Origin of the sequence: Pedobacter psychrodurus (assembly GCF_032678585.1) — a bacterium.
GTDB classification, from domain to species: Bacteria; Bacteroidota; Bacteroidia; order Sphingobacteriales; family Sphingobacteriaceae; genus Pedobacter; species Pedobacter psychrodurus_A.
In genome coordinates this window covers 1-26,183 of sequence record NZ_JAVTSN010000007.1, presented here as the reverse complement: position 1 = coordinate 26,183, position 26,183 = coordinate 1, and the positions used below count along the sequence as shown (strand labels likewise).

Sequence of the window (26,183 nt, the reverse complement as noted above, 5' to 3'; positions counted from 1 at the left end):
AAAATACTGGGATTACAGAAGTGGTGATAAGCAAAATTTATGAACCCTATAAAAATGTTTGAGCATTCATCTTATTTACCCTTATATAGTTAAATAGGCTAATCTTTAATTTATAATGGAGTTTTTCTTGGTTTTTAAGGTATAAACCGAGTCCCTCAAATATTTTAGAAGCGAAATATTGCATTTGCCGCAATCGATATCTTTAACTAAAATGGGTTTGCCGATTTGAATTTTAAGCACATGCCCTTTTTTATTAAACAGTTCGGAAATTAATTTAATGGTTTGTAAGGATGGATGAATGAATTTTAAAAGGCTAAAAAGTATTCCATTATTGCCATGGAAATAGATGGGTAGGATAGGTACGTTGGCTTTTGATATAATTTTTCCAACTACCGGATGCCATTCTTTATCGGTGATCTGGTTTTTTTTGAATTTATAGGAGGATACTTCACCAGCTGGAAAGATTGCAACGGGAGTGCCGTCTTTTAAGGTTTTTAAAGTTTCCTTCAGGCCGCTGATGCTCGACGAATCGATAACTTTCTCAAAAGGATTTACCGCGATGATGCATTTTTCCAGGTTCGGGATCTTTTTTATTAAAAAATTACCCATAAACATCGTTTCAGGACGATGTTTTGCCAGAATGCTTAGTATTGCCAAAGATTCTATTGCTCCGTAAGGGTGATTGGCAATTGCAATGAACGAACCAGAAGCAGGAATGTTGGCCAGGTCTTCATCGTCAATTACTAAATTAACACCTAAGTTCTTCAATAAGTGAGCGGCAAATTCTTGTCCTTCCAAATTGTTGGCATCCTTGATTATCCCATTAAACGCATCAATTTTCATAATCTTCATTAAAAAAGATGCTAATCCAGGAATTGGAATACTACCTATACCTGTTGCTTTTGAAAAAGTTTCTTTAGAAATGACTGTCATAATAAGGTTTCAAGATCGGTTTCATTAAAAAACCAATCTGATAAAAGACTATTTATTTGAGCTAAATATAAGGGAGGGAAACATCCTGTTTTTGTAAAAAAGGATGTTCGTCATAGCTCATACAGAGTAGCTAAAGATAATAGAATAATATGAACAATTGCGTATTTATTCGTTAACAAATTGTGTCGTGAAATATTCTATAAATAACATATCATTAATAACAATTTAACAAGCCTATCATACTTTTGTGGCATAAATATTTGGTTAGTATTTATAAAGTTTAGGTTAGTTGATAATAAAAAACCCAGATGGATGTCTGGGTTTTTTTATTGCTTAAAATTATAGGTTCTTGCCAAGTTTCTCCAGCATTTCTGGTGGTATATTGTGTGTATCTACCACTAGGAAACCATCTAAACAATCCGAAAATTTAGGATCGATGTTGAAAGAGATAATCTTCGCATTCAGGTTCATATATTGCCTTAATAATACCGGGATTTTAATGTGCGAATTTTCAATATCGCCAATAATACTGTCTAAATCTTTAAAAGATTCACTGCTATCCACCAATGTGTCAGTAGAAATAGGTAAAAGATCGGCTTTAAATTTATTCCTTGGTTTAACATATTTAGCCATCTCGTAATCAAAATGGTTTTTGGTGATGTAATCAACAATTAAGGCCTTGCTAAATTTGGAGAAATTGTTGCTGATGCTTACCGGTCCGAACATATAACGGTATTGTGGATTATCGATCAGGTATTTTAAAATGCCTTTCCAAAGTAGAAATAGGGGCAATGGTTTACCCTGGTATTCTTTTCTGATCCACGATCTGCCCAGTTCGATTCCCTGGCGCAACATCGGGTAAAACTGATCTTTCATTTTAAAGAGTTCAGAAAGATAAAATCCACGGCGGCCCATGCTTTCTAAAATCTCATCGCCTTTACCAATGCGGTATGCACCCACAATATTTTCTAAATCCTTATCCCAGATAAATAAATGGTTATAGTAGATGTCGTAGTTATCCAGATCGATTTTCTTGTTGGTTCCTTCACCTACTTCGCGGAAGGTAATTTCACGCAAACGGCCAATCTCTCTTAAAATATTAGGGATTTTTAACGTCGGAACGATGTATACCTCGTAATTTTTCTCCGTCCATACCTTAAAATCTTCTAATTTTTCTACTTCATTTTTAATCAAGACCCTCGAGGTTTCTTCAATCACTTCAGCGGGTTTCTTTTTAATTTTGAATAGATTTAATGGATTGAAGAGTTTTTTTTCGGTATCGAGCCCAATTCCAAGTGCATAAGTACGGGCCCTTAAAAAGTCCATTAACTTGTTGCTGCTATTCATGTGCGAGATTTCAGAAATCGCGATTGGCTTTCCGATTCTCACCCTGATGGTGCGGCCATGTTTATTTAAAAACTCCGAAGGCAGTTTAGCCGTACGTAAAGTTGGGTGGATGAAACTTAAAATGTTAAAGAAAACACCATTGTTGCCATGGAAATAAATCGGTACCACCGGAACTTTCGCTTTGGCAATAAGTTTGCCAACAACAGGGTGCCACATTCTGTCGGTTACCTGCTGTGCATCCAATTTAAAGGTAGAAACCTCTCCGGCAGGGAAAATCCCGATCGGAACACCATTTCTAAGTAAATCAAAGGTTGTTTTTAAACCACTGATGCTGGAGGTATGCTGAACATTTTCGAAAGGGTTTACCGCAACGAAAAACTCATCGAGGTTGGGGATTTTTTTCAAAATGAAGTTTACCATCACTTTAGCGTCAGGCCTAACCGTACATAAAAGTTTAACCAGGGCCAAGCCTTCTACACCACCGTATGGGTGGTTTGCGATGGCAATGAATGGGCCTGTTTTCGGAATGCAATTTAAATCATCATCATCAAATTCGATAGAAACGCCAATGGTTTCCAATATCTTATCTACAAATTCTAAACCCTTAAAGTGTTGATTTTGAGCGAATACATCATTAATGTCGTTCAGTTTCATGATCTCCATCATCAAACCTGCTAAACCCGGTACACCTAGCTTATCTATCTTTGTTGCTTTCGCAAACTCAGACGTAGTTATGATCTTCATATAAAATTCTTATGGCGTTGATAAGCAAAACCTGCTCAGTTTTGCAATCCCAAAAATAAGATTTATATTTATAATACACATGTCATATCGCATCAATGAGAATTTGGCTCAATAAAAATTTTGGTTTTAGTAAGGGCGAGTTCAATGGATTGCTGTTTCTCATCTTTATTATTATCACATTAAAAGCCATACCTATTATATATAGTGCTTATAAACCTATTGAGAAAGATGAGCCCAATCTTTTAGCAAAAATTCAGAAAATAGCTATTGAGGATCAGAAGTATGCGAAAACTGTTCGCGACAGGATTGAAAATTTAGATGCAAAGAAAGTAATTAAACTTTTTAATTTCGATCCCAATACTTTGGATGTAGAGGGTTGGCAAACTTTGGGTTTGTCGCTAAAGCAATCTCAATCCATTATCAATTACACTAAAAAGGGTGGTCATTTTTATAAAGCCGAAGATCTCCAGAAAATGTATACCATTTCTCCGGAAATGTACAAGAAGATATTCCCGTATGTTAAAATAGCCAATCAGCCCAAAACCGATTCAAAGGCATATGTTCCTTTCGAGAAAAAGGAGTATGTAAAAAAGGCACCGGTAATTGTTGATATCAACAAGGCCGATTCTGCGCAATTGGATGAGGTAAAAGGCATTGGTGGTACTTTTGCCAATAGGATAATCAGATACCGTGAGCGTTTAGGCGGTTTTTACAAGAAGGAGCAACTGATGGAAATTTATGGTTTAGATGCCAATAAATATGCCGAAATAGAAGGTCAGATTTCTATCAGTGCAGGATCGTTAAAAATGATTAACATCAATACAGCTACTTTTGACGATTTGAAAAGAAATCCTTATCTGTCGTACAAACAGATCAACGCTATTCTTCAATACCGCAAGCAGCATGGCAATTATTCCGGTCTGGCCGATTTAAAAAAGATCGTAATCTTAAACCAGGAGGTAATTGATAAGGTTACACCTTATATTTCTTTTTAGGGGTATTCAGATAAATGGATATAAAGAAATGTTCTGTAAAAGGGGATGTTTGCATTTATAATCTTTCAATCCACATTCAGTCAAAAACCTCGTTTTGTTAAAATATTCGCCTTTGGTTGTGAAAAAAATAAAAAAAAGTTTCCTGTTTAATTTCGAGGTTTAAAAATTAAACGAATAACTAATTGAACCAAATACCATTTCATTCTGCAATTACACAAATATTCAATGGTAACTAACTATCAAATAATTGTTTATAATTGCCTCCAACTAACTTAAAATATAAAATTTAATGAGCGTAAGCTTCGATTTTTCGGAAACAGAAACTCAGCAAAGCGTAAAGGCTATGGTCCGCGATTTTGCAGAGAAAAACATTCGTCCAAATATTATGGACTGGGATGAGGCACAGCATTTCCCAATAGAACTGTTTAAACAACTTGGAGAATTGGGCGTAATGGGGGTTTTGGTTCCCGAAGCATACGGTGGCGCTGGATTAGGCTATCAGGAATATGTTGATGTGATTGTAGAGGTGGCCAGGGTTTGTGGCTCAATCGGCCTATCGCTGGCGGCACATAACTCTTTATGTACCGGCCATATTTTGGCCTTCGCAACCGAAGAACAAAAACAGAGATGGTTGCCGAAACTGGCAACAGCCGAATGGATTGGCGCCTGGGGTTTAACAGAAGCAAATACAGGCTCTGATGCTTTAAGAATGATGACCACCGCCGTTGAAGATGGCGATGATTATATTATAAACGGTGCGAAAAACTGGATTACCCATGGTAAAAGCGGTGATATTGCCGTAGTGATGGTAAGAACGGGTGAGCAGGGGAGTTCGAAAGGAATTTCGGCCATTGTGGTAGAGCGTGGTACGCCGGGTTTTACTGCTGGTAAAAAAGAGAATAAACTCGGCATGCGTGCATCGGAAACCACAGAAATGATTTTTGATAACTGCCGCGTACCAAAAGCTAATTTATTGGGCAATGTGGGCGAAGGCTTTAAGCAGGCCATGAAAGTTTTGGATGGCGGAAGAATTTCGATCGCAGCATTGGCCTTAGGCATTGCAAAAGGTGCTTTCGATGCAGCAATAGCTTATTCTAAACAACGCCAGCAATTTGGACAGCCAATCTCCAGCTTTCAGGCCATTAGTTTTAAACTTGCCGATATGGCTACCGAAATTGAAGCAGCCGAATTGTTGATCCGCCAGGCGGCAGATTTAAAAAACAGGCATTTACCGATGACTAAAGAATCGGCTATGGCGAAATATTTTGCCTCAGAGGTTTCGGTAAGGGTAGCCACAGAGGCTGTTCAGATATTCGGCGGTTATGGTTATACCAAAGATTTTCCGGTAGAGAAATTTTATCGCGACAGTAAATTATGTACAATTGGCGAGGGCACATCCGAAATACAGAAGATTGTAATTGCCAGAGAAATATTATCAAGGTAGAGGGTTTTTAAGGTAGGAGGTTTAGGCTTTATGCATTGAACTTCATACCTTAAACCTTCACCTTCAACCTTATTAAAAACCAAATATATTATGAGTAATCCGGACGGTTTAACCACCTCCGGATTTTTTTTGTTTAAATTTTCAAAACCTCTACGCCGGAATCTATGTTTTAACTAAAGACTAAAGACTAAAGACTAATTGAGTTTGGCTTCAGTTAACCGATTTAAACAATTAACCGATTAACCATGCTAATTAATGCCTCACGCTAACTCATGACTAATGGACCAATGACTAATGAACTAAAATATGGCAAAGTATTCAGAAAAAACTGGTGAGAAAGTAGAAAAAACTATGCACGAAATGAAAGAGGGCAAGCTTAAAAGCGGCTCAGGGAAAAAAGTAACCTCCAAAAAGCAAGCAGTTGCTATCGGATTATCGGAAGCAAGAAAAGCAGGAGCGAAAGTGCCGAAGAAAGATTAAATAAGTAATGATTGAGTTTCGAATGCGTGATGGATAGAATGGACATGTTACCAAATTCTATCAATCAAAATTCAATTATTCACTAATTCAATCATCCTATCATTAAACCTACTGTGGTAAGTCTTTCGAGGTCAAGATGCTATCCACTACATAAACGCTAAATCCACGCCAGGGTAGGGTGTTTTTGTATTCTTTATAATGTAATTCGTAAAATTTACCACTATTGGCCATCATTTTCTCTGCAATTCCCTTGTTTGCGATAGAAAACTCAAATTCATTATTTTGCAAGGTTCCTGCTTGTCTGGATTTTACACCGCTTTGGATCAGTTTACCTTCATAGGTTTTAAATACATAACCTTTTTTTACGACGTAATTTAACTCGCCTGCTTTAACGCCTTCGCCAAAAACAAAGAAATAGCGGTAATAACAAATCGCGATTAACGCAATAACAACTATAACTGCGATAATTGAGGTAACTTTTTTGCCTGTTGTCATATATGATGATGTATATATAAATGTAGTTAATCAACAGATGAATTTGTATAATGATTTAAATAAAATTTCTTTTTTAAAAACCTTTCTCATTTTCAATCTTTTGCTTACATTTGCATCCCCGATAACACGGGAAATTTAAAAACCACGAGAGGAGGTATTTCAGCGTTATGATCATTATCAACATTAAAGACGGCGAATCATTAGATAAAGCCCTTAAACGTTTCAAGAAAAAGTTTGAAAAAACTGGTGTATTGAGAGAACTACGTAGTCGCCAAGCATACGAGAAAAAATCCGTTGCTCGCCGTACTGAAATTAAACATGCTGTTTACATTCAGAATATGAATCTAGATACAACTTCTTAGTTGTTCACGATATAAGTACAGAAAAGTCCTTCCGATTTAAAATCGAAAGGACTTTTTTGTTTTTAAAAGAAATCCAAAACTTTACAATAAACAATTAATTAATGATTTCTTTATATCAAAACTATTTGTAACTTCATATCAATGCCTCCCAAAAAGATATTGAATGTTGCTAGAAAGTTTTATCACTTATTTAACTCACGAGAAGCGCTATTCCCAGCACACCGTTACTTCTTATCAAACAGATTTAGATCAGTTTGAAGCGTATATCAATATCACATTCGATCTCAGTTTTCTGGAAATTAAACATGTTCATCTAAGAAGTTATATGGTAGAGCTGATGGAAAAGGAAGTATCAGAAAATACCATCAACCGGAAAATTTCTACATTACGAAGTTTTTATAAGTTTTTGCTGAGGGCAGGCAAGATTGATCAAAACCCTACTGTTTTAATTAAAGCGCCCAAAATACCCAAAAGACTTCCGGTATTTGTTGATGCGCAAAAGATGGATCAGCTGTTAGATTCGGAGCAATATTTCAACGACAGTTTTTCTTCCGTTCGCGACCAGATGGTGATCGAACTGCTTTTTGGTACCGGCATGCGTTTAACCGAATTGCTTCAGTTAAAAGATACAGATGTTGATGTGTATTCGGGAACGATAAAGGTGCTGGGTAAAAGAAATAAGGAAAGAATTATCCCTATAAATAAACAGCTTATCAATCAGGTAAATACCTACATTGAACTAAAAAAGTTGCAAAACTTTAATAACAATTTGCTTATCTTAATCGTTACCAATACAGGTGCAGCGGCATATCCAAAGTTAATATACCGTATTGTTACCTCATACCTAAACCACGTATCAACCCATGAGAAGAAAAGTCCCCACGTGCTCCGGCACAGTTATGCAACAAGTCTGTTAAATGCGGGAGCAGATTTAAATGCCATTAAAGAACTATTGGGCCACGCCAGTTTAGCGGCAACCCAGGTTTACACCCACAATTCGATCGAAAGATTAAAAACAATTTATAAACAAGCCCATCCAAAGGCGTAAAAAAAGGAGGAAAAATGAAAATCGGAGTTCAATCAATCCACTTCAGTGCAGACAGTAAGTTGTTAGATTTTATACAAAAGAAAGCAAACAAGCTAGATCAGTTTTTCGACCAGATCATTAGCGGCGAAGTGTATTTAAAGTTAGAGAACGTAGAGGACGAGGCCAATAAGATCAGTGAGATCAAACTCATTGTGCCGGGAGGTACCCTCTTCGCTAAAGAACAATGTAAATCATTTGAAGAAGCCACTGATCTGGCTATTGAATCATTAAGAAAGCAGATCACTAAACATAAAGATAAAACACGTGCAAAATTAAGTGAGCACAAAGCAATTTTAACCGAAAGCGAAGCAGCTGACTATTAAATATAGGAGCTTTAATGAAAACGGCAACATCATTCATCATGGTGTTGCCGTTTTTTTATGCGCAACATTTGTGGGGATCGAATTTTAAATGCTGTATAATCTCTTTTTAGATAAAATAAATCTTACGATCTGTTATTTTTTTAAAAATTTTAAAAGAATTTAAGCGATTTAAATGTAACAAGGAGTATACAAATTGACCGTTGCTTCGGTTGGGTAAATAAAGAAAAGAACGGTTCAGGCTAAAAACCGATTCACGGAACTTTAAAACGCATAAAAAGTTAAAAAAATAATGCGTTTTTATGCCGGGGCAAAGCGGCTGATTATGAAGTACCTATTCTTTTAAATCGGCTATATTGGGTTAAAGGGCTAAAAAAGTTAGGTATTTTTTTTCAAATTTATTTTGAAGTGAAATATAAGTGTGTATATTTGCATTCCCTTTCGGAAACGGTGTTAAGCCAATAAGAAAAGGGTTGTTCTTTAAAAAGATAAAAGTTTTAAAAAAACACGTTAATAGTATGAAAAATGAAGATTTTTCGTATCATTGCACAAAATTTAAAGCCTCCTTAGCTCAGCTGGTAGAGCAACTGACTTGTAATCAGTAGGTCATTGGTTCGATTCCGATAGGAGGCTCTTTTTATTTTAAAGTGTTAACATTTTGAAGTAAAAAATGGGGAGATTCCAGAGCGGCCAAATGGGACAGACTGTAACTCTGTTATCGCAAGATTTCGAAGGTTCGAATCCTTCTCTCCCCACACTTTAAATGAATGACCAAATGTTTTAATGATAGAATAAATCTCTCATTCTTTCATTCAATCAATCACTAGTTTTTAAAAGCGGAAGTAGCTCAGTTGGTAGAGCGATAGCCTTCCAAGCTATAGGTCGCGAGTTCGAACCTCGTCTTCCGCTCCAATAAAATTAGAAAAAGTGGGCAGTTATTGGTTACAGTTTTAAATTATTTAAAACTAAAAGGCTGGAACTGGAAACTAAAAAGCCGACTTAGCTCAGCGGTAGAGCACTTCCTTGGTAAGGAAGAGGTCATGGGTTCAATTCCCATAGTTGGCTCAGGATAATAAAGCTTTGTTAAATCTGTTTAATATGCAGTGTAGACAAGGTTTTTTGTGTTGCATTGCATCAAAACAATAAATAAAAATTAATAAAAAGTTAACCTACTAATTAGTTATAAATAAAATGGCAAAAGAAAAATTTGACCGTAGTAAACCGCACTTAAACATCGGTACAATCGGTCACGTCGATCACGGTAAAACAACTTTAACAGCAGCTATTACAAAAGTTTTAGCTGATGCAGGTTTATCTGAGGCACGTTCATTCGATTCAATTGACTCAGCTCCTGAGGAAAAAGAAAGAGGTATTACAATTAATACTGCGCACGTTGAGTATTCAACTGCAAACCGTCACTACGCACACGTAGATTGTCCAGGTCACGCGGATTATGTTAAAAACATGGTTACAGGTGCGGCTCAAATGGATGGTGCTATTATCGTTGTTGCTGCTACTGATGGTCCAATGCCACAAACTCGTGAGCACATCTTATTGGCTCGTCAGGTTGGTGTACCTTCATTGGTTGTATTCATGAACAAAGTGGATATGGTTGATGATCCTGAATTATTAGAATTAGTAGAAATGGAAGTTCGTGAATTATTATCGTTCTACGATTTCCCTGGTGATGATATTCCTGTTATTCAAGGTTCTGCTTTAGGTGGTTTGAACGGAGATGCTAAATGGGTAGCAAAAATTATGGAATTAATGGATGCTGTTGATAGCTACATTCCAATTCCTCCACGTTTAACTGAGCTTCCATTCTTGATGCCTGTTGAAGATGTATTCTCGATCACTGGTCGTGGTACTGTAGCAACTGGTCGTATCGAGCGTGGTGTAATCAACTCTGGAGATCCAGTTGAAATCTTAGGTATGGGTGCTGAGAACTTAAAATCTACAGTAACTGGTGTTGAGATGTTCCGTAAGATCTTAGATTATGGTGAAGCTGGTGATAACGTAGGTTTATTGTTACGTGGTATTGAGAAAACTGATATCCGTCGTGGTATGGTAATCTGTAAACCAGGTTCAGTAACTCCTCACACTGATTTCAAAGCTGAGATCTATGTATTATCAAAAGCAGAAGGTGGTCGTCACACTCCATTCTTCAACAAATACCGTCCTCAATTCTATTTCCGTACTACAGATGTTACTGGTGAAATTTCACTAGCTGAAGGTACTGAAATGGTAATGCCAGGTGATAACGTTACCATCACTGTAAAGTTGATCAACGCTATCGCAATGGAAAAAGGTCTACGTTTCGCTATCCGTGAAGGTGGTAGAACAGTAGGTGCTGGTCAGGTAACTGAAATTTTAAAATAAATCTTAAATTCCGATTTATCGGGAATTAAGATAAAATAAGAAAAGCAAAGTGTTTGAGTACGCTTAAACACTTTGCTTTCTAATTACGGGAATAGTTCAACGGTAGAATAGAGGTCTCCAAAACCTTTGATCAGGGTTCGAATCCTTGTTCCCGTGCTCAAAATAATGATTGATTTAGTGAATGTTTTAACGATTGAATGTATTTTCATTCTCTCACTCACTAACTCAATCATTTAATCATTATAATATGGCTAAAGTAGTTGAGTTTATAAAAGAATCGTACGATGAAATGACCAATAAGGTTACATGGCCTACTTGGGGCGAACTGCAAAGTTCGGCAATTCTAGTATTGATAGCTTCTTTAATTATTGCATTGGTTATTTTTGCAATGGATAAAGGATCAACATTTGTATTAGATACTTTTTATAAATCACTTTCTAATTAATATTTACGAATGAGCGATCTAAAGTGGTACGTTGTAAGGGCTGTTAGCGGTAAAGAGAAGAAGGTAAAGCAGTACATTGATGCTGAGATCAGCCGTTTAGGTTTCTCTCATTTGGTTCCACAGGTGTTAATACCGATGGAAAAATATTACCAAATGAAAGATGGTAAAAAAATTGCCAAAGAACGTAACTTTTATCCTGGTTATGTTTTAATCGAAGCCACATTAGATGGAGAGTTAGAACACATCATTAAGGGAATTAATAGCGTTATCGGTTTCTTAGGTGATAAAGCTGGTAATCCAATCCCAATGCGCCAGGCAGAAGTGAACCGTATCTTAGGTGTGGTTGATGAAATGAGCGAACAGGGCGAAACCATGAATGTTCCTTATTATGTTGGCGAAGGCATTAAAGTAATGGACGGACCTTTCAACGGTTTCTCTGGTATTATCGAAGAAGTAAACGAAGAGAAGAAAAAACTGAAAGTAATGGTTAAAATCTTTGGTCGTAAAACACCATTGGAACTTAACTATATGCAGGTAGAAAAAGAGTAAGCAATTATTTAAAATATTAAAGAGCCTTAGGATTTATTTTCTAGGGCTTTTTTGTTTTAAATCAATTTATATCTGATCAACCCGGTTTTAGGTTATCTTTAATTATATATTAACATCTGAAAAACGTAACAGCTATGAAAGGACTTCTTGTATTTTTGATCTGTATGTTTTGTTATACTGCTAATGGTTTCAGTAGGCATCACCGTTTAATCAAAACATCGATTGATACATCCGCTATCATCAAGAAAATACAATTAAACTTTTCGGTAATCAATAAACAGTTAAAACATTATAAAAAGAAAATCAAAGATGCGCCCGACATGTCGGCAGAAGGCGGAGAGGTAATCGGCTATTACGATAAGAATAGCCTAAAAAAGATACATTGTACTTTTTACGGTGAAATTGGAAGAGCAGTAGAGGATTACTACCTTAATAGTAAAGGGTTGTTTTTCTTGTTCAGAAAGGAAACATTTTACGATAAGCCAATGTACCTGAATGATTCTAAAATAAAAAACAGTGTCGAAACACGTTATTATCTACAGGGTAACGAGGTAATCAAAAGTATGGCGAAGCCCAGCACATCAACAATATTATCCTATAATGAAATAGATGAGGCTTTAAAACAAATCTTAGGTATATTAAATGCCAAATAGGCTGAGTCCAATTTAAATGATTTGCAACTATTGACCCAATATATTTTAATACACTCGATTTAATAAAATATATTATCCTTATCTATTGCAGTAATGCAAGATTATCCATATCTTTGCAGTCCTTTAAGCTTTATAGGAGCCCGAAGGAATTAAATGTTACATGCTTCCAATATTTAACATTGAGTTTTAAATAAACAAAAAACACAAAATGGCAAAAGAAGTCAGTGCAATGATCAAATTACAGATCAAAGGCGGAGCGGCAAATCCATCGCCACCAGTAGGACCTGCATTAGGTGCTAAAGGGGTGAACATTATGGAGTTTTGCAAACAGTACAACGCTCGTACCCAAGATAAAGCAGGTAAAGTATTGCCAGTTGTAATTACTGTTTATGCTGATAAGTCATTCGATTTCATCATCAAAACCCCTCCTGTAGCTATCCAGTTAAAAGATGCTACTAAATTACAGAGTGGTTCTGCTGAGCCTAACCGTAAAAAAGTTGGATCGGTGACCTGGGACCAGATTAAAGTTATTGCTGAAGATAAAATGCCTGATTTAAATGCATTTACAATCGAATCTGCAATGAGTATGGTTGCTGGTACAGCACGCAGTATGGGAATCACCGTTTCTGGTGACGCACCCTGGAACAATTAATTAAAAAACAGTTTACAACAGTGGCGAAATTAACTAAAAATCAAAAAAAGGCACACGCTAAAATAGAAGCTGGTAAAGCTTATACTTTACAGGCTGCTGCTGCTTTGGTAAAAGAAATCACTACCACTAAATTCGATGCATCAGTTGATATTGATGTGTCTTTAGGTGTTGATCCGCGTAAAGCGAATCAAATGGTACGTGGTATTGCTACTTTACCACACGGTACAGGTAAAACTGTTCGTGTTTTAGCTTTAGTAACTCCTGATAAGGAAGAAGAAGCAAGAGCAGCCGGCGCAGACTTCGTAGGTTTAGACGAATATGTGGCTAAAATTGAAGGTGGTTGGACCGATGTAGACATTATTATCACAACACCAGCTTGTATGGCAAAAGTAGGTAAATTAGGCCGTGTTTTAGGTCCAAGGAACTTAATGCCAAATCCAAAATCTGGTACAGTAACTAACGAAGTTGGTAAAGCTGTAACAGAGGTTAAAGCAGGTAAGATTGATTTTAAAGTAGACAAAAGCGGTATTATACACGCTTCAATAGGGAAAGTATCATTCCCGGCAGATAAAATTTATGAGAATGCACTTGAAATCATTCAGGTAATTTCAAAATTAAAGCCATCTGCTGCTAAAGGAACTTATTTTAAGAGCATTCACGTGTCTTCTACAATGAGTCCTGGAATTGCAATTGAAACAAAATCAGTAGCGGGGATTTAATCATGAACAGAGAAGAAAAAAACGAAGTAGTTTTAGAACTACAAGGACAAATGCAAGAGTATGGCAATTTCTATATTGCTGATACTTCTAGCCTTTCTGTTGAGCAGATTAACAACATCCGCCGCAAATGTTTCGAAGGTGATATCATAATGAAAGTTGCTAAAAACTCTTTAATCCGCAAAGCGATTGAAGGTTTAGATGGCGATGCTTCTGAGATATACGAAGCCCTTAAAGGTTCATCATCATTATTATTCTCAAAAACAGCAAACGCTCCGGCTAAGTTGATTAAAGCTTTGAGAAGAACATCTGATAAACCATTGCTTAAAGCAGCATTTATAGATTCATCAGTATACGTTGGCGATGACCAATTGAATAACTTAGTAAGCTTGAAATCAAGAGAAGAGCTTATCGGAGATATCGTTGGATTATTACAATCACCAGCTAAGAATGTTATATCTGCGCTTAAATCAAGCGGAGGCAAAATTGCAGGAATTGTTAAAACTCTACAAGAGAGAGAAGGTTAACGAACACCTTAAGTTCGCAATAAAACAAAATTATTTTTACGTAAATTTTTAAAATCTTAATAAAATGGCAGATTTAAAATCGTTTGCTGAGCAATTAGTAAACTTAACCGTTAAAGAAGTTAACGAATTAGCTCAAATCTTAAAAGACGAGTATGGTATCGAACCTGCAGCTGCTGCTGTAGTTGCTGGTCCTGCTGCTGGTGGTGATGCACCTGCTGCTGCTGCAGAAAAAACATCATTTGATGTAATCTTAAAAGAAGCTGGTGGCGCTAAATTAGCAGTTGTGAAACTTGTTAAAGACTTAACTGGCCTTGGTTTGAAAGAAGCAAAAGACTTAGTAGACGGAGCACCAAAAGAATTAAAAGCTGGTGTTACTAAAGACGAAGCAGAAGCTCTTAAAAAACAATTAGAAGAAGCTGGAGCAGTAGTTGAGATTAAGTAATCACTTAACTTAGCTAAGCTAAAAATGTATTAGACACCGACTGAAAATGTCGGTGTCTTTACCTGTTTATAAACATCTCATTTTGTTTGGTTAATGAGAATGCTTGAAACCGAAACCAAACAAATAGTTTATTCTTAAACTAAAATCTTTTAGTCCATTGGCAAAGACAGTCGAACAAAGAGTAAATTTTGCAACTAGTAAGCACATTATAGACTATCCGGATTTTCTGGATGTGCAATTGCAATCATTCAGAGAATTTTTCCAGATAGATACCACATCAGACGATCGCTCTAGCGAAGGTTTGTTTAAAGTGTTTGCTGAAAACTTTCCAATAACAGATTCAAGAAATATCTTTGTATTAGAGTTTCTTGATTATTTTGTTGATCCGCCACGTTACGATATACACGAGTGTATTGAGCGTGGATTAACCTACAATGTTCCATTAAAAGCAAAGCTGAAGCTTTCTTGTAATGATGTAGAACATGAAGATTTTGAAACCATTATCCAGGATGTGTATTTAGGTACGATCCCGTATATGACACCAAAAGGTACGTTTGTTATCAACGGTGCAGAACGTGTTATCGTTTCGCAATTACACCGTTCGCCAGGTGTGTTCTTCGGTCAAAGCCGTCACACAAATGGAACCAAACTGTATTCAGCACGTGTTATTCCTTTCAAAGGTTCATGGATCGAGTTTGCTACAGACGTTAACAACGTGATGTATGCTTATATCGATCGTAAGAAAAAATTCCCGGTTACCACTTTATTACGTGCTATCGGTTACGATTCTGATAAGGACATCTTAGAACTTTTTGATCTTGCTGACGAAGTAAAAGTTAGTAAATCAGGTTTAAAGAAATACATCGGTCGTAAACTGGCTGCAAGAGTATTGAAAAAATGGGTTGAAGATTTTGTTGATGAAGATACTGGTGAGGTAGTTTCTATCGACCGTAATGAAGTGATTCTTGAAAGAGAAACCGTTTTAGAAGACGAACACATTGATATGGTTATCGAGGCTGGCGTAAAAAGCATCATCTTATCTAAAGAAGATGGCGCAAGTCAGGCAGATTATACCATTATATATAATACATTACAGAAAGATACATCAAACTCAGAAAAAGAAGCTGTTGAGAACATCTATCGTGCTTTGCGTAACGCAGAACCACCTGATGAGGAAACTGCTCGTGGTATCATTGATCGTTTGTTCTTCTCGGATAAACGTTACGATTTAGGTGATGTTGGTCGTTACCGCATTAACCGTAAATTGAAAATGAATACCCCTGATGAGGTAAAAGTATTAACAAAGGCAGATATTATTGCAATTGTGAAATACCTGATCAAATTGATCAACTCAAAAGAAGAGGTAGATGATATCGATCACTTGTCTAACCGTCGTGTACGTACGGTAGGTGAGCAATTGTACGCACAATTTGGTGTTGGTTTAGCCCGTATGGCCAGAACAATCCGTGAGCGTATGAACATTCGCGATAATGAGGTGTTTACACCAACCGATTTGATTAACGCCCGTACATTATCATCGGTTATCAACTCGTTCTTTGGTACCAACCAGTTATCTCAGTTCATGGATCAAACCAATCCATTGGCAGAGATCACACACAAACGCCGTTTATCGGCCCTAGGTCCAGGTGGTTTATCACGTGAGCGTGCCGGTTTCGAGGTACGTGACGTTCACTATACGCACTATGGTCGTTTATGTACGATTGAAACTCCAGAGGGACCGAACATTGGTTTGATTTCATCACTTTGTGTGCATGCTAAAATCAATAACTTAGGTTTCATTGAAACACCGTACAAACGTGTTGAAGATGGTAAAGTAGTTGTAGATTCAGACGTTATTTATTTATCTGCTGAAGATGAAGATGGTAAAACCATCGCTCAGGCCAATGCAGAGTACGATGATAAAGGTGTATTTACAACTCCACGTGTTAAAGCGCGTTACGAGGGTGACTTCCCGATTATTGAGCCTGAGAAATTAGACTTAATGGACGTTGCACCTAACCAGATTACTTCAATCGCTGCTTCGTTGATTCCGTTCTTAGAACATGATGATGCGAACAGGGCTTTGATGGGATCGAACATGCAACGTCAGGCCGTACCATTGTTACGTCCTGAAGCACCAATCGTTGGAACAGGTTTGGAAGGTCGCGTTGCACGTGACTCAAGAACTTTGATCAATGCAGAAGGTGATGGTGTTGTAGAATATGTAGATGCGAACGAAATTACCATTAAATACGAACGTAACGAAGATGATCGTTTAGTTTCATTTGAAGGTGATAGCAAAACTTACCGTTTAATTAAGTTCAAAAAAACCAACCAGAATACTTGTATCAACTTAAAACCAATCGTAAGAAAAGGTCAGAAAGTTACGAAAGGACAAGTACTTTGCGAAGGTTATGCAACTCAAAACGGTGAACTGGCATTAGGTAGAAACCTGAAAGTGGCTTTCATGCCTTGGCAAGGTTTCAACTTTGAGGATGCGATTGTAATCAACGAGCGTATTGTTCGTGACGACGTTTTCACTTCATTGCATATTGAAGAGTTTGAATTAGAAGTACGTGATACTAAACGTGGAGAAGAGGAATTAACACCAGATATCCCTAACGTTTCTGAAGAGGCTACTAAAGACCTTGATGAAAATGGTATTATCCGTATTGGTGCTGATGTAAAAGAAGGTGATATTTTAATTGGTAAGATCACTCCAAAAGGAGAGTCTGATCCTTCACCGGAAGAGAAATTACTACGTGCAATCTTTGGTGATAAAGCAGGTGATGTTAAAGATGCGTCTTTAAAAACTCCTCCTTCAATCCAGGGTGTGGTAATTGATACTAAATTATTCAGCCGTGCTAAGAAAACTACAAAAGCGGAAGAGAAATCGGCAATTGAGAAATTAGACAAAGGATATAACAATATCACTGAGAAATTAAAAGCAGAATTAGTAGACAAATTATTCACGATCGTAAACGGAAAAACATCTCAGGGTGTATTTAACATTTACAAAGAATTATTGGTTGCTAAAGGCGCTAAATTTACTCAGAAAATTTTAGCAGAACTTGAATTTGCGCACATTAGCCCTAACAAATGGACTACTGATGATGATAAAAACGAGTTGATTAAAATGTTGCTTCACAACTACGGTATCCGTGTTAACGAAGAGCTTGGTGCTTACAAACGTGATAAATTCGCGATCAGTGTAGGTGATGAGCTTCCTTCAGGAATCGTACAGATGGCAAAAGTTTATGTAGCTAAAAAACGTAAATTAAAAGTAGGTGATAAAATGGCAGGTCGCCACGGTAATAAAGGTATTGTTGCACGTATTGTGCGTGATGAAGATATGCCTTTCTTAGCTGATGGTAGCCCGGTTGATATCGTGTTGAACCCACTGGGTGTACCTTCACGTATGAACCTTGGTCAGATCTACGAAACTATTTTAGCTTGGGCAGGCCAGGAATTGGGTGTTAAATTTGCAACGCCGATTTTTGATGGTGCTACCCATGATGAAGTAGAAGAATGGATTGCGAAAGCGGGAGTTCCTGCTTCAGGAAAAACCTACTTATACAATGGTTTAACAGGTGAGCGTTTCGATCAGACTACAACGGTAGGTATTATCTACATGTTGAAATTAGGTCACATGGTTGATGATAAGATGCACGCCCGTTCAATCGGACCATACTCATTAATTACACAACAACCTTTGGGTGGTAAAGCCCAGTTTGGTGGTCAGCGTTTTGGTGAGATGGAGGTTTGGGCATTAGAGGCATTCGGTGCAGCTAATATTCTTCAGGAGATCTTAACCGTTAAATCGGATGATGTTATCGGAAGAGCCAAAACTTACGAAGCCATTGTTAAAGGTGAAAACCTACCAACTCCAGGTGTACCAGAATCGTTCAACGTATTGGTGCATGAGTTACGCGGTTTAGGTTTAGATATTACGTTAGATTAACTAAGGTAGAAGGTGAAAAGGTAGAAGGTTGAGGGTTTAAGCGCCCAGACCTTCCACCTTTCCGCCCTCCGCCTTTAACCTTATACAAGAGATATGTCTTACAAAAAGGATAATAAATTAAAAAGCAATTTCACATCAATCACGATTAGTTTGTCGTCTCCAGAAATTATTTTGGAACGTTCGAGCGGTGAGGTGTTGAAACCAGAAACCATTAATTACCGTACTTACAAACCTGAACGTGATGGTTTGTTCTGTGAGCGTATTTTTGGTCCGGTAAAAGATTACGAATGTCATTGCGGTAAATACAAACGTATCCGTTATAAAGGTATTGTTTGCGATCGTTGTGGTGTTGAAGTAACGGAGAAAAAAGTACGTCGTGAGCGTATGGGCCACATTGCTTTAGTGGTTCCGGTTGCACACATCTGGTACTTCCGCTCTTTACCAAACAAAATCGGTTATTTATTAGGTTTACCTACAAAAAAACTAGATTTAATTATCTATTATGAGCGTTACGTAGTTATTCAATCAGGCTTAATGGCTGAAGAGGGTATCAATTATATGGACTTCTTAACGGAAGAAGAATATTTAGATATCTTAGATAAATTACCTAAAGAAAACCAATACTTAGACGATAAAGATCCTAATAAATTCATCGCCAAAATGGGTGCTGAAGCATTAGAAGATTTATTAAAACGTATTGATTTAGATACTTTATCTTATGATTTACGTCACCAGGCTGCTAACGAAACTTCTCAACAACGTAAAAATGAGGCTTTAAAACGTCTTCAGGTTGTTGAAGCTTTCCGTGGTGCTAATACACGTATCGAGAATCGCCCTGAGTGGATGATTGTTAAAATCGTTCCGGTTATTCCTCCTGAATTACGTCCTTTAGTTCCATTAGAAGGTGGTCGTTTCGCTACTTCAGATTTAAATGATTTATACCGTCGTGTAATTATCCGTAACAACCGTTTAAAACGTTTGATCGAGATTAAAGCACCAGAGGTAATTTTACGTAACGAAAAACGTATGTTACAGGAAGCTGTAGATTCGTTATTCGATAACTCACGTAAAGTTAATGCGGTGAAAACTGAAGGTAACCGTGCTTTAAAATCACTTTCAGATATCCTGAAAGGTAAACAAGGTCGTTTCCGTCAGAATTTATTAGGTAAACGTGTGGATTATTCAGCTCGTTCGGTAATTGTTGTAGGGCCTAGCCTTAAATTACACGAGTGCGGTATTCCTAAAGATATGGCTGCTGAGCTTTACAAACCGTTCATTATTCGTAAGATGATTGAGCGTGGTGTGGTAAAAACAGTTAAATCTGCTAAGAAAATCGTTGATAGAAAAGATCCATTAGTTTGGGATATCTTAGAAAATGTATTAAAAGGTCACCCGGTATTATTAAACCGTGCACCTACCTTACACAGATTGGGTATCCAGGCTTTCCAGCCAAAATTAATTGAAGGAAAAGCAATCCAGTTACACCCATTAGTATGTACTGCATTCAACGCCGATTTTGATGGTGACCAGATGGCTGTGCATTTACCGTTAGGTAATGCAGCAATTTTGGAAGCCCAGGTATTGATGTTGGCGGCACATAACATCTTAAACCCTGCAAACGGTACGCCAATTACAGTACCATCTCAGGATATGGTTTTGGGTCTTTATTATATTACTAAAGGCCGTAGAACAGATGAAACTCGTGTTGTAAAAGGACAGGATTCGAATTTTTATTCTCCGGAAGAAGTTATCATTGCTTATAACGAGAAAGAATTAGACTTGCATGCATTTATCAAAGTAAGGGTAAATGTGAAGCAAAGTGATGGTTCGATCGTTAATAAATTAACTGAAACTACTGTTGGTAGAGTATTGTTCAACCAAATGGTTCCTGAAGAAGTTGGTTATATCAATGAGTTGTTAACTAAAAAATCGTTAAGAGATATTATCGGTGAGGTAGTTAAAATGACAGGTATGGCACGTGCTTCTCAGTTCTTGGATGATATCAAAGAATTAGGGTTCCGTATGGCATTCCAGGGAGGTTTATCGTTCAACTTACAAGATGTAAACATTCCGGTAGAAAAACATACTTTATTAGAACAGGCAGCTGCTGAGGTTGAAGAGGTAAGAAACAACTATAACATGGGTTTCATTACCAACAACGAACGTTACAACCAGATTATCGATATCTGGACCCGTATCAACAACAGGTTAACTACTTTCGTTATGACTCAGTTATCTAGCGATAACCAAGGTTTTAACTCAGTTTACATGATGCTTGATTCAGGTGCACGTGGTTCGAAAGAGCAGATTCGTCAGCTTTGCGGAATGCGTGGTTTGATGGCAAAACCTCAAAAATCTGGTTCAGGTGGTGATATCATTGAAAACCCGATCTTATCAAACTTTAAAGAAGGTTTATCGGTTTTAGAGTACTTTATCTCTACTCACGGTGCTCGTAAAGGTTTGGCGGATACGGCGTTAAAAACAGCTGATGCTGGTTACTTAACCCGTCGTTTGCATGATGTTGCACAGGATATGATTGTTAACTCGGTTGATTGTGGTACTTTAAGAGGTATGTACACCACTGCGTTAAAAGATCAGGAAGATATCGTTGAGCCATTATACGACAGGATTTTAGGCCGTACTTCATTACATGATGTGTATAATCCTTTGGATAACACATTATTGGTAAGTGCAGGTGAAGATATCAACGAAGATGTTGCTAAATTGATCGAAGAATCTCCATTAGAAGGTATCGAAATCCGTTCGGTATTAACTTGCGAGAACAAACGTGGTGTTTGCGCACTATGTTACGGTCGTAACTTGGCATCTGGTAAACGCGTTCAAAGAGGTGAGGCAGTTGGTGTAATTGCAGCACAATCAATCGGTGAGCCGGGTACACAGTTAACACTTCGTACTTTCCACGTGGGTGGTACTGCATCAAACATCGCTGCAGAATCTAACATTGTAGCTAAGTTTGATGGTGTAATCGAATTTGAAAATATCCGTACTGTTGATACACAAACAGAAGAAGGTACAGTTCAGGTGGTATTAGGTCGTTCAGGTGAGTTCAAAATTGTTGAGCCAGGAACTGGACGTATCATTGTAACCAACAACATCCCTTACGGTGCATTCTTATTCGTAAAAGAAGGTGATAAACTTTCAAAAGGGGATAAAATCTGTTCATGGGATCCGTACAACGCGGTTATTCTTTCAGAATTTGCCGGTAAAGCACAATTTGATGCCATTATTGAAGGGGTTACCTTCCGTGAAGAATCAGATGAGCAAACTGGTCACCGTGAAAAAGTGATTATCGATACACGTGATAAAACTAAAAATCCTTCAGTTCAGATTGTTGACAAAAAAGGTGAATTTATCAAAGGTTATAACATTCCGGTAGGTGCCCACGTTTCAGTTGACGAAGGTGAAGCGATCCAAACTGGTCAGATTATCGCTAAGATTCCTCGTGCAACTGGTAAAACCCGAGATATTACAGGTGGTTTACCTCGTGTAACGGAATTATTTGAAGCACGTAACCCATCTAACCCAGCTGTAGTAACTGAGATTGATGGTGTGGTAACTTTAGGTGGCGTTAAACGTGGTAACCGTGAGATCACAATCGAATCAAAAGATGGTGAAGTTAAAAAATACCTTGTTCCATTGTCGAAACACATTCTTGTACAGGATAATGACTTTGTGAAAGCAGGTATGCCATTATCAGATGGATCAATTTCTCCAGCGGATATCTTATCAATTAAAGGCCCTGCAGCGGTTCAAGAATACTTAGTAAATGGTATTCAAGAGGTTTACCGTTTACAAGGTGTGAAAATTAATGATAAACACTTCGAGGTAATTGTTCACCAGATGATGCAGAAAGTTCATATTGAAGATCCAGGTGATACTATTTTCTTAGAAAACAATGCTGTTGACCGTTGGGATTTTGCCGACGAGAACGATGCCATGTACGACAAGAAAGTTGTTGAAGATGCAGGTGATTCTACAGATTTCAAACCAGGTCAGATTGTTTCATTACGTAGATTAAGAGACGAAAATTCTCAATTGAAACGTAAAGATTTAAAACAGATCACGGTTAGAGATGCTAGACCAGCAACTGCAAGTTCTATCTTACAAGGTATTACTCGTGCATCATTAGGTACTAAATCGTTCATTTCTGCGGCTTCGTTCCAGGAAACTACGAAAGTATTAAATGAGGCAGCAATTGCAGGTAAACGCGATAATATGTTAGGCTTGAAAGAAAACGTGATCGTTGGTCACTTAATCCCTTCAGGTACTGGTGTACGTGGTTACGAAAGAATCATTGTTGGTTCTCAAGAAGAATACGATAAATTATTAGCCTCGAAACAAGAAGAAGTAGAAGCTTAGATTTAATCTTATAATAATTTTAATCCCGATGTTTTACATCGGGATTTTTTTTGCCCTAAATTTTTTTATAAATTTATAACCATGAGTTTTACATATATTCAACTTTTTCAGATTTTAAAGGCTAAACTCGGAGCGCAAGAGGGCAAAGCAATTGGTTTCATACATAAAAGCTTAAGTTAAGTCTGAATTTGAAAATAAACGTGAGATTTTAGCTACTAAAGAAGATTTAGCTAATTCTAAGGAGATATTATAAAATGGATGTTTTTTTGGGGTTGGTCAGATCGCCGTAACAATTGGATTTATTTTGATGTTTATTAATAAGTAAGTTAAACCTTAACTTTTTCATATAATTATAAGCCTTTCAATATATTGAGAGGCTTTTCTATGGGATTTAAAATCCATCAATTTTGTTACAATCCGTCAAACGTTTGCGTAAAGGCGGCTTTCCAATCTCTTAACCTTATTCTGATTGCTTTCATTAACTTAGGTTTATGAAGTTTTTATCAGTGATATTAATGATGGGTTTAGGCTTAACAAGCGCCGCCCAGGATGTAAGTTTGGCGCTCCAAAAAACAAAACTGCCAAATAGTGAAACTATAGATAAACAGTGGGAAAACATATCCAGGGCGTTAAATGTCAGCTTTGCCAGCAGCAATGTTAGATTTGCTAAAGAGATAGTGCCAACGGTTCAAAACCAGAATTCATGGACAACCTCAGCCTGGAAAGGTGAAAAAATACACACGCAGTTGTTGCTTTGGGCCAAAGGCAATATTGCTAATGTAAGTGTACAACTTTCTGATCTTAAAGATCAGAAAGGCAACAGCATTAAGAAAGAAAACATCAGCTCTGGTTTTATCAAATACGTAATTACCGATGAGTTTAGAGATGGTTGTGGTTACCGTAAACCTGCAGATTTTGATTCATCATCTGTAGCAGATCTGATCGATACCAAAACGAATCACATTGACCTTAACGCTAAAAACACACAGCCGGTTTGGGTGAGTATAAAAGTTCCTGCCGGAGCAAAAGCCGGGCTTTACTCAGGAACAGTCAAAATTAAAGCTGAAAAAGAATATAGCTTGCCCATCAAAATTCACGTATTGGATAAAACTTTACCGCCTCCAAGCCAATGGAAGTACGATTTAGACTTATGGCAGCATCCTGCAGCTATTGCCCGAACGCATCAGCTTAAATTATGGAGCGACGAACATTTTGCTTTAATGAAACCATATTATACCATGCTGGCCGAGGCCGGACAAAAAACAATTACGGCGAGTATCGTAAATGAGCCCTGGGGGCACCAAACCTACGATGATTATCCAAGTTTAATCAAATGGACCAGGAAAAAAGATGGCAATTGGGTTTACGATTACAGTCTATTTGATAAATATATTGCTTTCGTAATGACTACGGGTATAAATCAACGTATCAATTGCTACAGTATGGTGCCATGGAAAATTGCTTTTACCTATTGGGATGAGATCACTGGCAAAGAAGCTGTCTTTACCGAAGCCATTGGCACACCTGCTTACGATGCATTTTGGAAAACTATGCTTACCGATTTCACCAAACACCTTAAAACCAAAAACTGGTTTGAAAAGACCTATATCGCTATGGATGAGCGGCCGATGAAAGCTATGCAGGCCGTAATTAAACTGTTAAAAAGTGTTGATCCGAAATGGAAACTCGCCTTAGCAGGTGAATATCATCAGGAAATAGAAAACGATATCGATAATTATTGCATCGCTTCAAAGTGGGAATTCCCATCAGATGTACTGCAAAAACGTAACGAGCAAGGTAAAACTAGTACCTGGTACACCTGCTGTACCGAACCTTATCCAAATGCTTTCAGCTTTTCTTCTCCGGCAGAACAGGTATGGATGGGTTGGTATACGGCCAATAAAAATATGGATGGCTATGTGCGCTGGGCTTACAACAGTTGGACGAAAAATCCATTAACCGATACCCGTTTTACTGCCTGGCCAGCTGGCGATACCTATCAGGTTTATCCAGGGCCCTTAACATCTGTTAGATTTGAAAAACTGATTGAGGGCGGACAGGATTTCGAGAAAATTAGATATTTGAAAACACTATACGCAAAAAATAAAAACGCCGCTGCGCTTGATGAGTTGAATAAAGCTTTAGGAAAATTCGAAATCAAATCTTTATCAACTGTTACGGCTGATGAAGCATTACAAAATGTAAAACCACTATTAAATAAATAATATGAGGCCTAATATTTTTTTGCTTTCCTTGCTCATCTGCCTGACATTTTGCAATTCAATTTATGCGCAAGTTGATGAGAATTTCAAGTGGTTTAATCCCCAAACGAACGATTACACTACATTAAAGGGGAAAGTTTGGCAAAATACCGATAGTGCTAACTATTATAATCGCTTGCCTTCTGCCGCAGAAAAAGAGGTGCGCAAAGAAGTGTGGAATTTAGCTAAGCAAACTGCCGGAGAATACATAGATTTTAATACTACGGCACCTAAAATTGTGATAAAATATCAGATTAATGGCGGCCGAAGTTTAGATAATATGCCAACATTAGGCGTAAGTGGGGTAGATTTATATGCACAAGATGTACAGAACAAATGGCATTGGGTAAAAGCCGCTTACAACTATAAGGATACTGTGACTTATAGTTACGAAAATTTTGATCCTGCGGTAAAAATTAAAAAGTTCCGTTTGTATATGCCGCTCTACAATACACCCAGATGGTTAAAAATAGGAGTAGCTGCAGGTACCGATTTTAAAGTGGAGGAAGCCAATGAAAGATTTCCTTTGATATTTTATGGCACTTCCATTATGCAGGGTGCGAGCGCCAGCAGACCGGGTATGGCCTGGTTAAATATATTAGGCAGAAAATTAAATCAGCCTGTTATTAATTTGGGTTTTTCAGGTAATGGCCGGTTGGAAGCACCACTAGTCGATTTAATGAACCAAACGGATCCTAAACTCTATGTACTCGATTGCCAGCCTAATTTGACGGATAAAAAGGCTTATCCCGCAGAGGAAATTGAGAAACGTATTACCAGTTCGGTTCAAAGTTTAAAAGCAAAACATCCTAAAACACCTATTTTACTGGTCGAACACAGTTCTGGTTTACCACAGGTTAATCTAGATACCGCACTGACTGGAAGATACATCTGGACTTCTCAAATATTAAATAATACCTATCAGAAATTACAGAAATCGGGTATCAAAGATCTTTACATCCTCACAGCAAAAGAAATCGCTTTTACCGACGACAGCACGATTGATGGCAC

21 protein-coding genes and 5 tRNA genes are annotated in these 26,183 nt (G+C 37.4%); 23 read left to right on the top strand and 3 right to left on the bottom strand.

Going from position 1 to position 26,183, the window contains the following annotated elements; all coding sequences use genetic code 11:
- Positions 1–105: 105 nt before the first annotated feature.
- A complete protein-coding gene (locus R2S57_RS06310; RefSeq protein ID WP_316844207.1) occupies positions 106–933 on the bottom strand; it encodes a 1-acyl-sn-glycerol-3-phosphate acyltransferase in 828 nt (275 codons plus the stop codon).
- 339 nt (positions 934–1,272) lie between these two features.
- Entirely contained in the window at positions 1,273–3,024 is a 1,752-nt protein-coding gene (locus tag R2S57_RS06305; protein ID WP_316844206.1) for a lysophospholipid acyltransferase family protein, read from the bottom strand.
- Positions 3,025–3,119: 95 nt separating this feature from the next.
- Between R2S57_RS06305 and R2S57_RS06300 the strand changes: the two genes are divergently transcribed.
- The 3 genes from R2S57_RS06300 to R2S57_RS06290 all read left to right on the top strand — a co-directional run bounded on the left by R2S57_RS06300 (position 3,120) and on the right by R2S57_RS06290 (position 5,943).
- Positions 3,120–4,019: a ComEA family DNA-binding protein gene (locus tag R2S57_RS06300; protein WP_316844205.1), complete on the top strand. Its 900-nt coding sequence runs from the start codon at positions 3,120–3,122 to the stop codon at positions 4,017–4,019.
- A gap of 289 nt (positions 4,020–4,308) precedes the next feature.
- Positions 4,309–5,463 (top strand): acyl-CoA dehydrogenase family protein, encoded by a 1,155-nt coding sequence (locus tag R2S57_RS06295; protein ID WP_316844204.1) that lies wholly within the window; start codon positions 4,309–4,311, stop codon positions 5,461–5,463.
- Between the two features lie 306 nt (positions 5,464–5,769).
- The gene (locus tag R2S57_RS06290; protein ID WP_316844203.1) at positions 5,770–5,943 is read left to right on the top strand and encodes a DUF6496 domain-containing protein; all 174 of its coding nucleotides are present in this window, start codon (positions 5,770–5,772) and stop codon (positions 5,941–5,943) included.
- A 108-nt stretch (positions 5,944–6,051) separates the two neighbouring features.
- Here R2S57_RS06290 and R2S57_RS06285 read toward each other — a convergent pair whose 3' ends face one another.
- Entirely contained in the window at positions 6,052–6,438 is a 387-nt protein-coding gene (locus tag R2S57_RS06285; RefSeq protein ID WP_316844202.1) for a hypothetical protein, read from the bottom strand.
- A gap of 167 nt (positions 6,439–6,605) precedes the next feature.
- Here R2S57_RS06285 and rpsU point away from each other — a divergent pair, with 167 nt between their 5' ends.
- From rpsU to R2S57_RS06185, 20 genes are all read left to right on the top strand, one after another.
- The gene (gene rpsU / locus R2S57_RS06280) at positions 6,606–6,800 is read left to right on the top strand and encodes a 30S ribosomal protein S21 (RefSeq protein ID WP_025143268.1); all 195 of its coding nucleotides are present in this window, start codon (positions 6,606–6,608) and stop codon (positions 6,798–6,800) included.
- A 163-nt stretch (positions 6,801–6,963) separates the two neighbouring features.
- A complete protein-coding gene (locus tag R2S57_RS06275) occupies positions 6,964–7,848 on the top strand; it encodes a tyrosine-type recombinase/integrase (protein ID WP_316844201.1) in 885 nt (294 codons plus the stop codon).
- 14 nt (positions 7,849–7,862) lie between these two features.
- Entirely contained in the window at positions 7,863–8,210 is a 348-nt protein-coding gene (hpf, locus tag R2S57_RS06270) for a ribosome hibernation-promoting factor, HPF/YfiA family (RefSeq protein WP_055914885.1), read from the top strand.
- Between the two features lie 557 nt (positions 8,211–8,767).
- Positions 8,768–8,840: transfer RNA gene (locus R2S57_RS06265), tRNA-Thr, on the top strand.
- A gap of 39 nt (positions 8,841–8,879) precedes the next feature.
- Positions 8,880–8,962, top strand: a tRNA-Tyr gene (locus tag R2S57_RS06260).
- Between the two features lie 81 nt (positions 8,963–9,043).
- Positions 9,044–9,119, top strand: a tRNA-Gly gene (locus tag R2S57_RS06255).
- 81 nt (positions 9,120–9,200) lie between these two features.
- Positions 9,201–9,272, top strand: a tRNA-Thr gene (locus R2S57_RS06250).
- Positions 9,273–9,398: 126 nt separating this feature from the next.
- Positions 9,399–10,586: an elongation factor Tu gene (tuf, locus tag R2S57_RS06245; protein ID WP_029279334.1), complete on the top strand. Its 1,188-nt coding sequence runs from the start codon at positions 9,399–9,401 to the stop codon at positions 10,584–10,586.
- Positions 10,587–10,671: 85 nt separating this feature from the next.
- A tRNA-Trp gene (locus tag R2S57_RS06240) sits at positions 10,672–10,742 on the top strand.
- Positions 10,743–10,833: 91 nt separating this feature from the next.
- On the top strand, positions 10,834–11,031 hold the full coding sequence (gene secE, locus R2S57_RS06235) for a preprotein translocase subunit SecE (RefSeq protein WP_090502364.1): 198 nt from the start codon (positions 10,834–10,836) through the stop codon (positions 11,029–11,031).
- Positions 11,032–11,040: 9 nt separating this feature from the next.
- Positions 11,041–11,580 (top strand): transcription termination/antitermination protein NusG, encoded by a 540-nt coding sequence (gene nusG, locus R2S57_RS06230; RefSeq protein WP_025143263.1) that lies wholly within the window; start codon positions 11,041–11,043, stop codon positions 11,578–11,580.
- 134 nt (positions 11,581–11,714) lie between these two features.
- Entirely contained in the window at positions 11,715–12,233 is a 519-nt protein-coding gene (locus R2S57_RS06225; RefSeq protein WP_316844200.1) for a hypothetical protein, read from the top strand.
- A 208-nt stretch (positions 12,234–12,441) separates the two neighbouring features.
- On the top strand, positions 12,442–12,885 hold the full coding sequence (gene rplK / locus R2S57_RS06220; protein ID WP_010601094.1) for a 50S ribosomal protein L11: 444 nt from the start codon (positions 12,442–12,444) through the stop codon (positions 12,883–12,885).
- 20 nt (positions 12,886–12,905) lie between these two features.
- A complete protein-coding gene (gene rplA / locus R2S57_RS06215) occupies positions 12,906–13,604 on the top strand; it encodes a 50S ribosomal protein L1 (protein ID WP_116250007.1) in 699 nt (232 codons plus the stop codon).
- 2 nt (positions 13,605–13,606) lie between these two features.
- Positions 13,607–14,128, top strand: coding sequence for a 50S ribosomal protein L10 (rplJ, locus tag R2S57_RS06210; protein WP_108200815.1), 522 nt, complete (start codon positions 13,607–13,609; stop codon positions 14,126–14,128).
- A 64-nt stretch (positions 14,129–14,192) separates the two neighbouring features.
- On the top strand, positions 14,193–14,570 hold the full coding sequence (gene rplL / locus R2S57_RS06205) for a 50S ribosomal protein L7/L12 (protein ID WP_029279312.1): 378 nt from the start codon (positions 14,193–14,195) through the stop codon (positions 14,568–14,570).
- A gap of 157 nt (positions 14,571–14,727) precedes the next feature.
- Positions 14,728–18,531 (top strand): DNA-directed RNA polymerase subunit beta, encoded by a 3,804-nt coding sequence (gene rpoB, locus R2S57_RS06200; protein ID WP_316844199.1) that lies wholly within the window; start codon positions 14,728–14,730, stop codon positions 18,529–18,531.
- A 93-nt stretch (positions 18,532–18,624) separates the two neighbouring features.
- The gene (gene rpoC, locus R2S57_RS06195) at positions 18,625–22,911 is read left to right on the top strand and encodes a DNA-directed RNA polymerase subunit beta' (RefSeq protein WP_316844198.1); all 4,287 of its coding nucleotides are present in this window, start codon (positions 18,625–18,627) and stop codon (positions 22,909–22,911) included.
- A gap of 491 nt (positions 22,912–23,402) precedes the next feature.
- Entirely contained in the window at positions 23,403–25,136 is a 1,734-nt protein-coding gene (locus R2S57_RS06190; protein ID WP_316844197.1) for a DUF4091 domain-containing protein, read from the top strand.
- A gap of 1 nt (position 25,137) precedes the next feature.
- The coding region (locus R2S57_RS06185) for an SGNH/GDSL hydrolase family protein (RefSeq protein ID WP_316844196.1) at positions 25,138–26,183 on the top strand (1,046 nt) is incomplete at its 3' end.

What these genes read in the sequence shown, in the direction of transcription:
- R2S57_RS06310 (WP_316844207.1), bottom strand. Translation starts at nt 933, where the DNA reads ATGACAGTCATTTCTAAAGAAACTTTTTCAAAAGCAACAGGTATAGGT.
- nusG (WP_025143263.1), top strand. Translation starts at nt 11,041, where the DNA reads ATGAGCGATCTAAAGTGGTACGTTGTAAGGGCTGTTAGCGGTAAAGAG.
- rpoC (WP_316844198.1), top strand. Translation starts at nt 18,625, where the DNA reads ATGTCTTACAAAAAGGATAATAAATTAAAAAGCAATTTCACATCAATC.
- rplJ (WP_108200815.1), top strand. Translation starts at nt 13,607, where the DNA reads ATGAACAGAGAAGAAAAAAACGAAGTAGTTTTAGAACTACAAGGACAA.
- R2S57_RS06275 (WP_316844201.1), top strand. Translation starts at nt 6,964, where the DNA reads ATGTTGCTAGAAAGTTTTATCACTTATTTAACTCACGAGAAGCGCTAT.
- rplK (WP_010601094.1), top strand. Translation starts at nt 12,442, where the DNA reads ATGGCAAAAGAAGTCAGTGCAATGATCAAATTACAGATCAAAGGCGGA.
- R2S57_RS06285 (WP_316844202.1), bottom strand. Translation starts at nt 6,438, where the DNA reads ATGACAACAGGCAAAAAAGTTACCTCAATTATCGCAGTTATAGTTGTT.
- hpf (WP_055914885.1), top strand. Translation starts at nt 7,863, where the DNA reads ATGAAAATCGGAGTTCAATCAATCCACTTCAGTGCAGACAGTAAGTTG.
- rplL (WP_029279312.1), top strand. Translation starts at nt 14,193, where the DNA reads ATGGCAGATTTAAAATCGTTTGCTGAGCAATTAGTAAACTTAACCGTT.
- R2S57_RS06300 (WP_316844205.1), top strand. Translation starts at nt 3,120, where the DNA reads ATGAGAATTTGGCTCAATAAAAATTTTGGTTTTAGTAAGGGCGAGTTC.
- secE (WP_090502364.1), top strand. Translation starts at nt 10,834, where the DNA reads ATGGCTAAAGTAGTTGAGTTTATAAAAGAATCGTACGATGAAATGACC.
- R2S57_RS06190 (WP_316844197.1), top strand. Translation starts at nt 23,403, where the DNA reads ATGAAGTTTTTATCAGTGATATTAATGATGGGTTTAGGCTTAACAAGC.
- tuf (WP_029279334.1), top strand. Translation starts at nt 9,399, where the DNA reads ATGGCAAAAGAAAAATTTGACCGTAGTAAACCGCACTTAAACATCGGT.
- rpsU (WP_025143268.1), top strand. Translation starts at nt 6,606, where the DNA reads ATGATCATTATCAACATTAAAGACGGCGAATCATTAGATAAAGCCCTT.
- R2S57_RS06290 (WP_316844203.1), top strand. Translation starts at nt 5,770, where the DNA reads ATGGCAAAGTATTCAGAAAAAACTGGTGAGAAAGTAGAAAAAACTATG.
- R2S57_RS06295 (WP_316844204.1), top strand. Translation starts at nt 4,309, where the DNA reads ATGAGCGTAAGCTTCGATTTTTCGGAAACAGAAACTCAGCAAAGCGTA.
- R2S57_RS06305 (WP_316844206.1), bottom strand. Translation starts at nt 3,024, where the DNA reads ATGAAGATCATAACTACGTCTGAGTTTGCGAAAGCAACAAAGATAGAT.
- R2S57_RS06225 (WP_316844200.1), top strand. Translation starts at nt 11,715, where the DNA reads ATGAAAGGACTTCTTGTATTTTTGATCTGTATGTTTTGTTATACTGCT.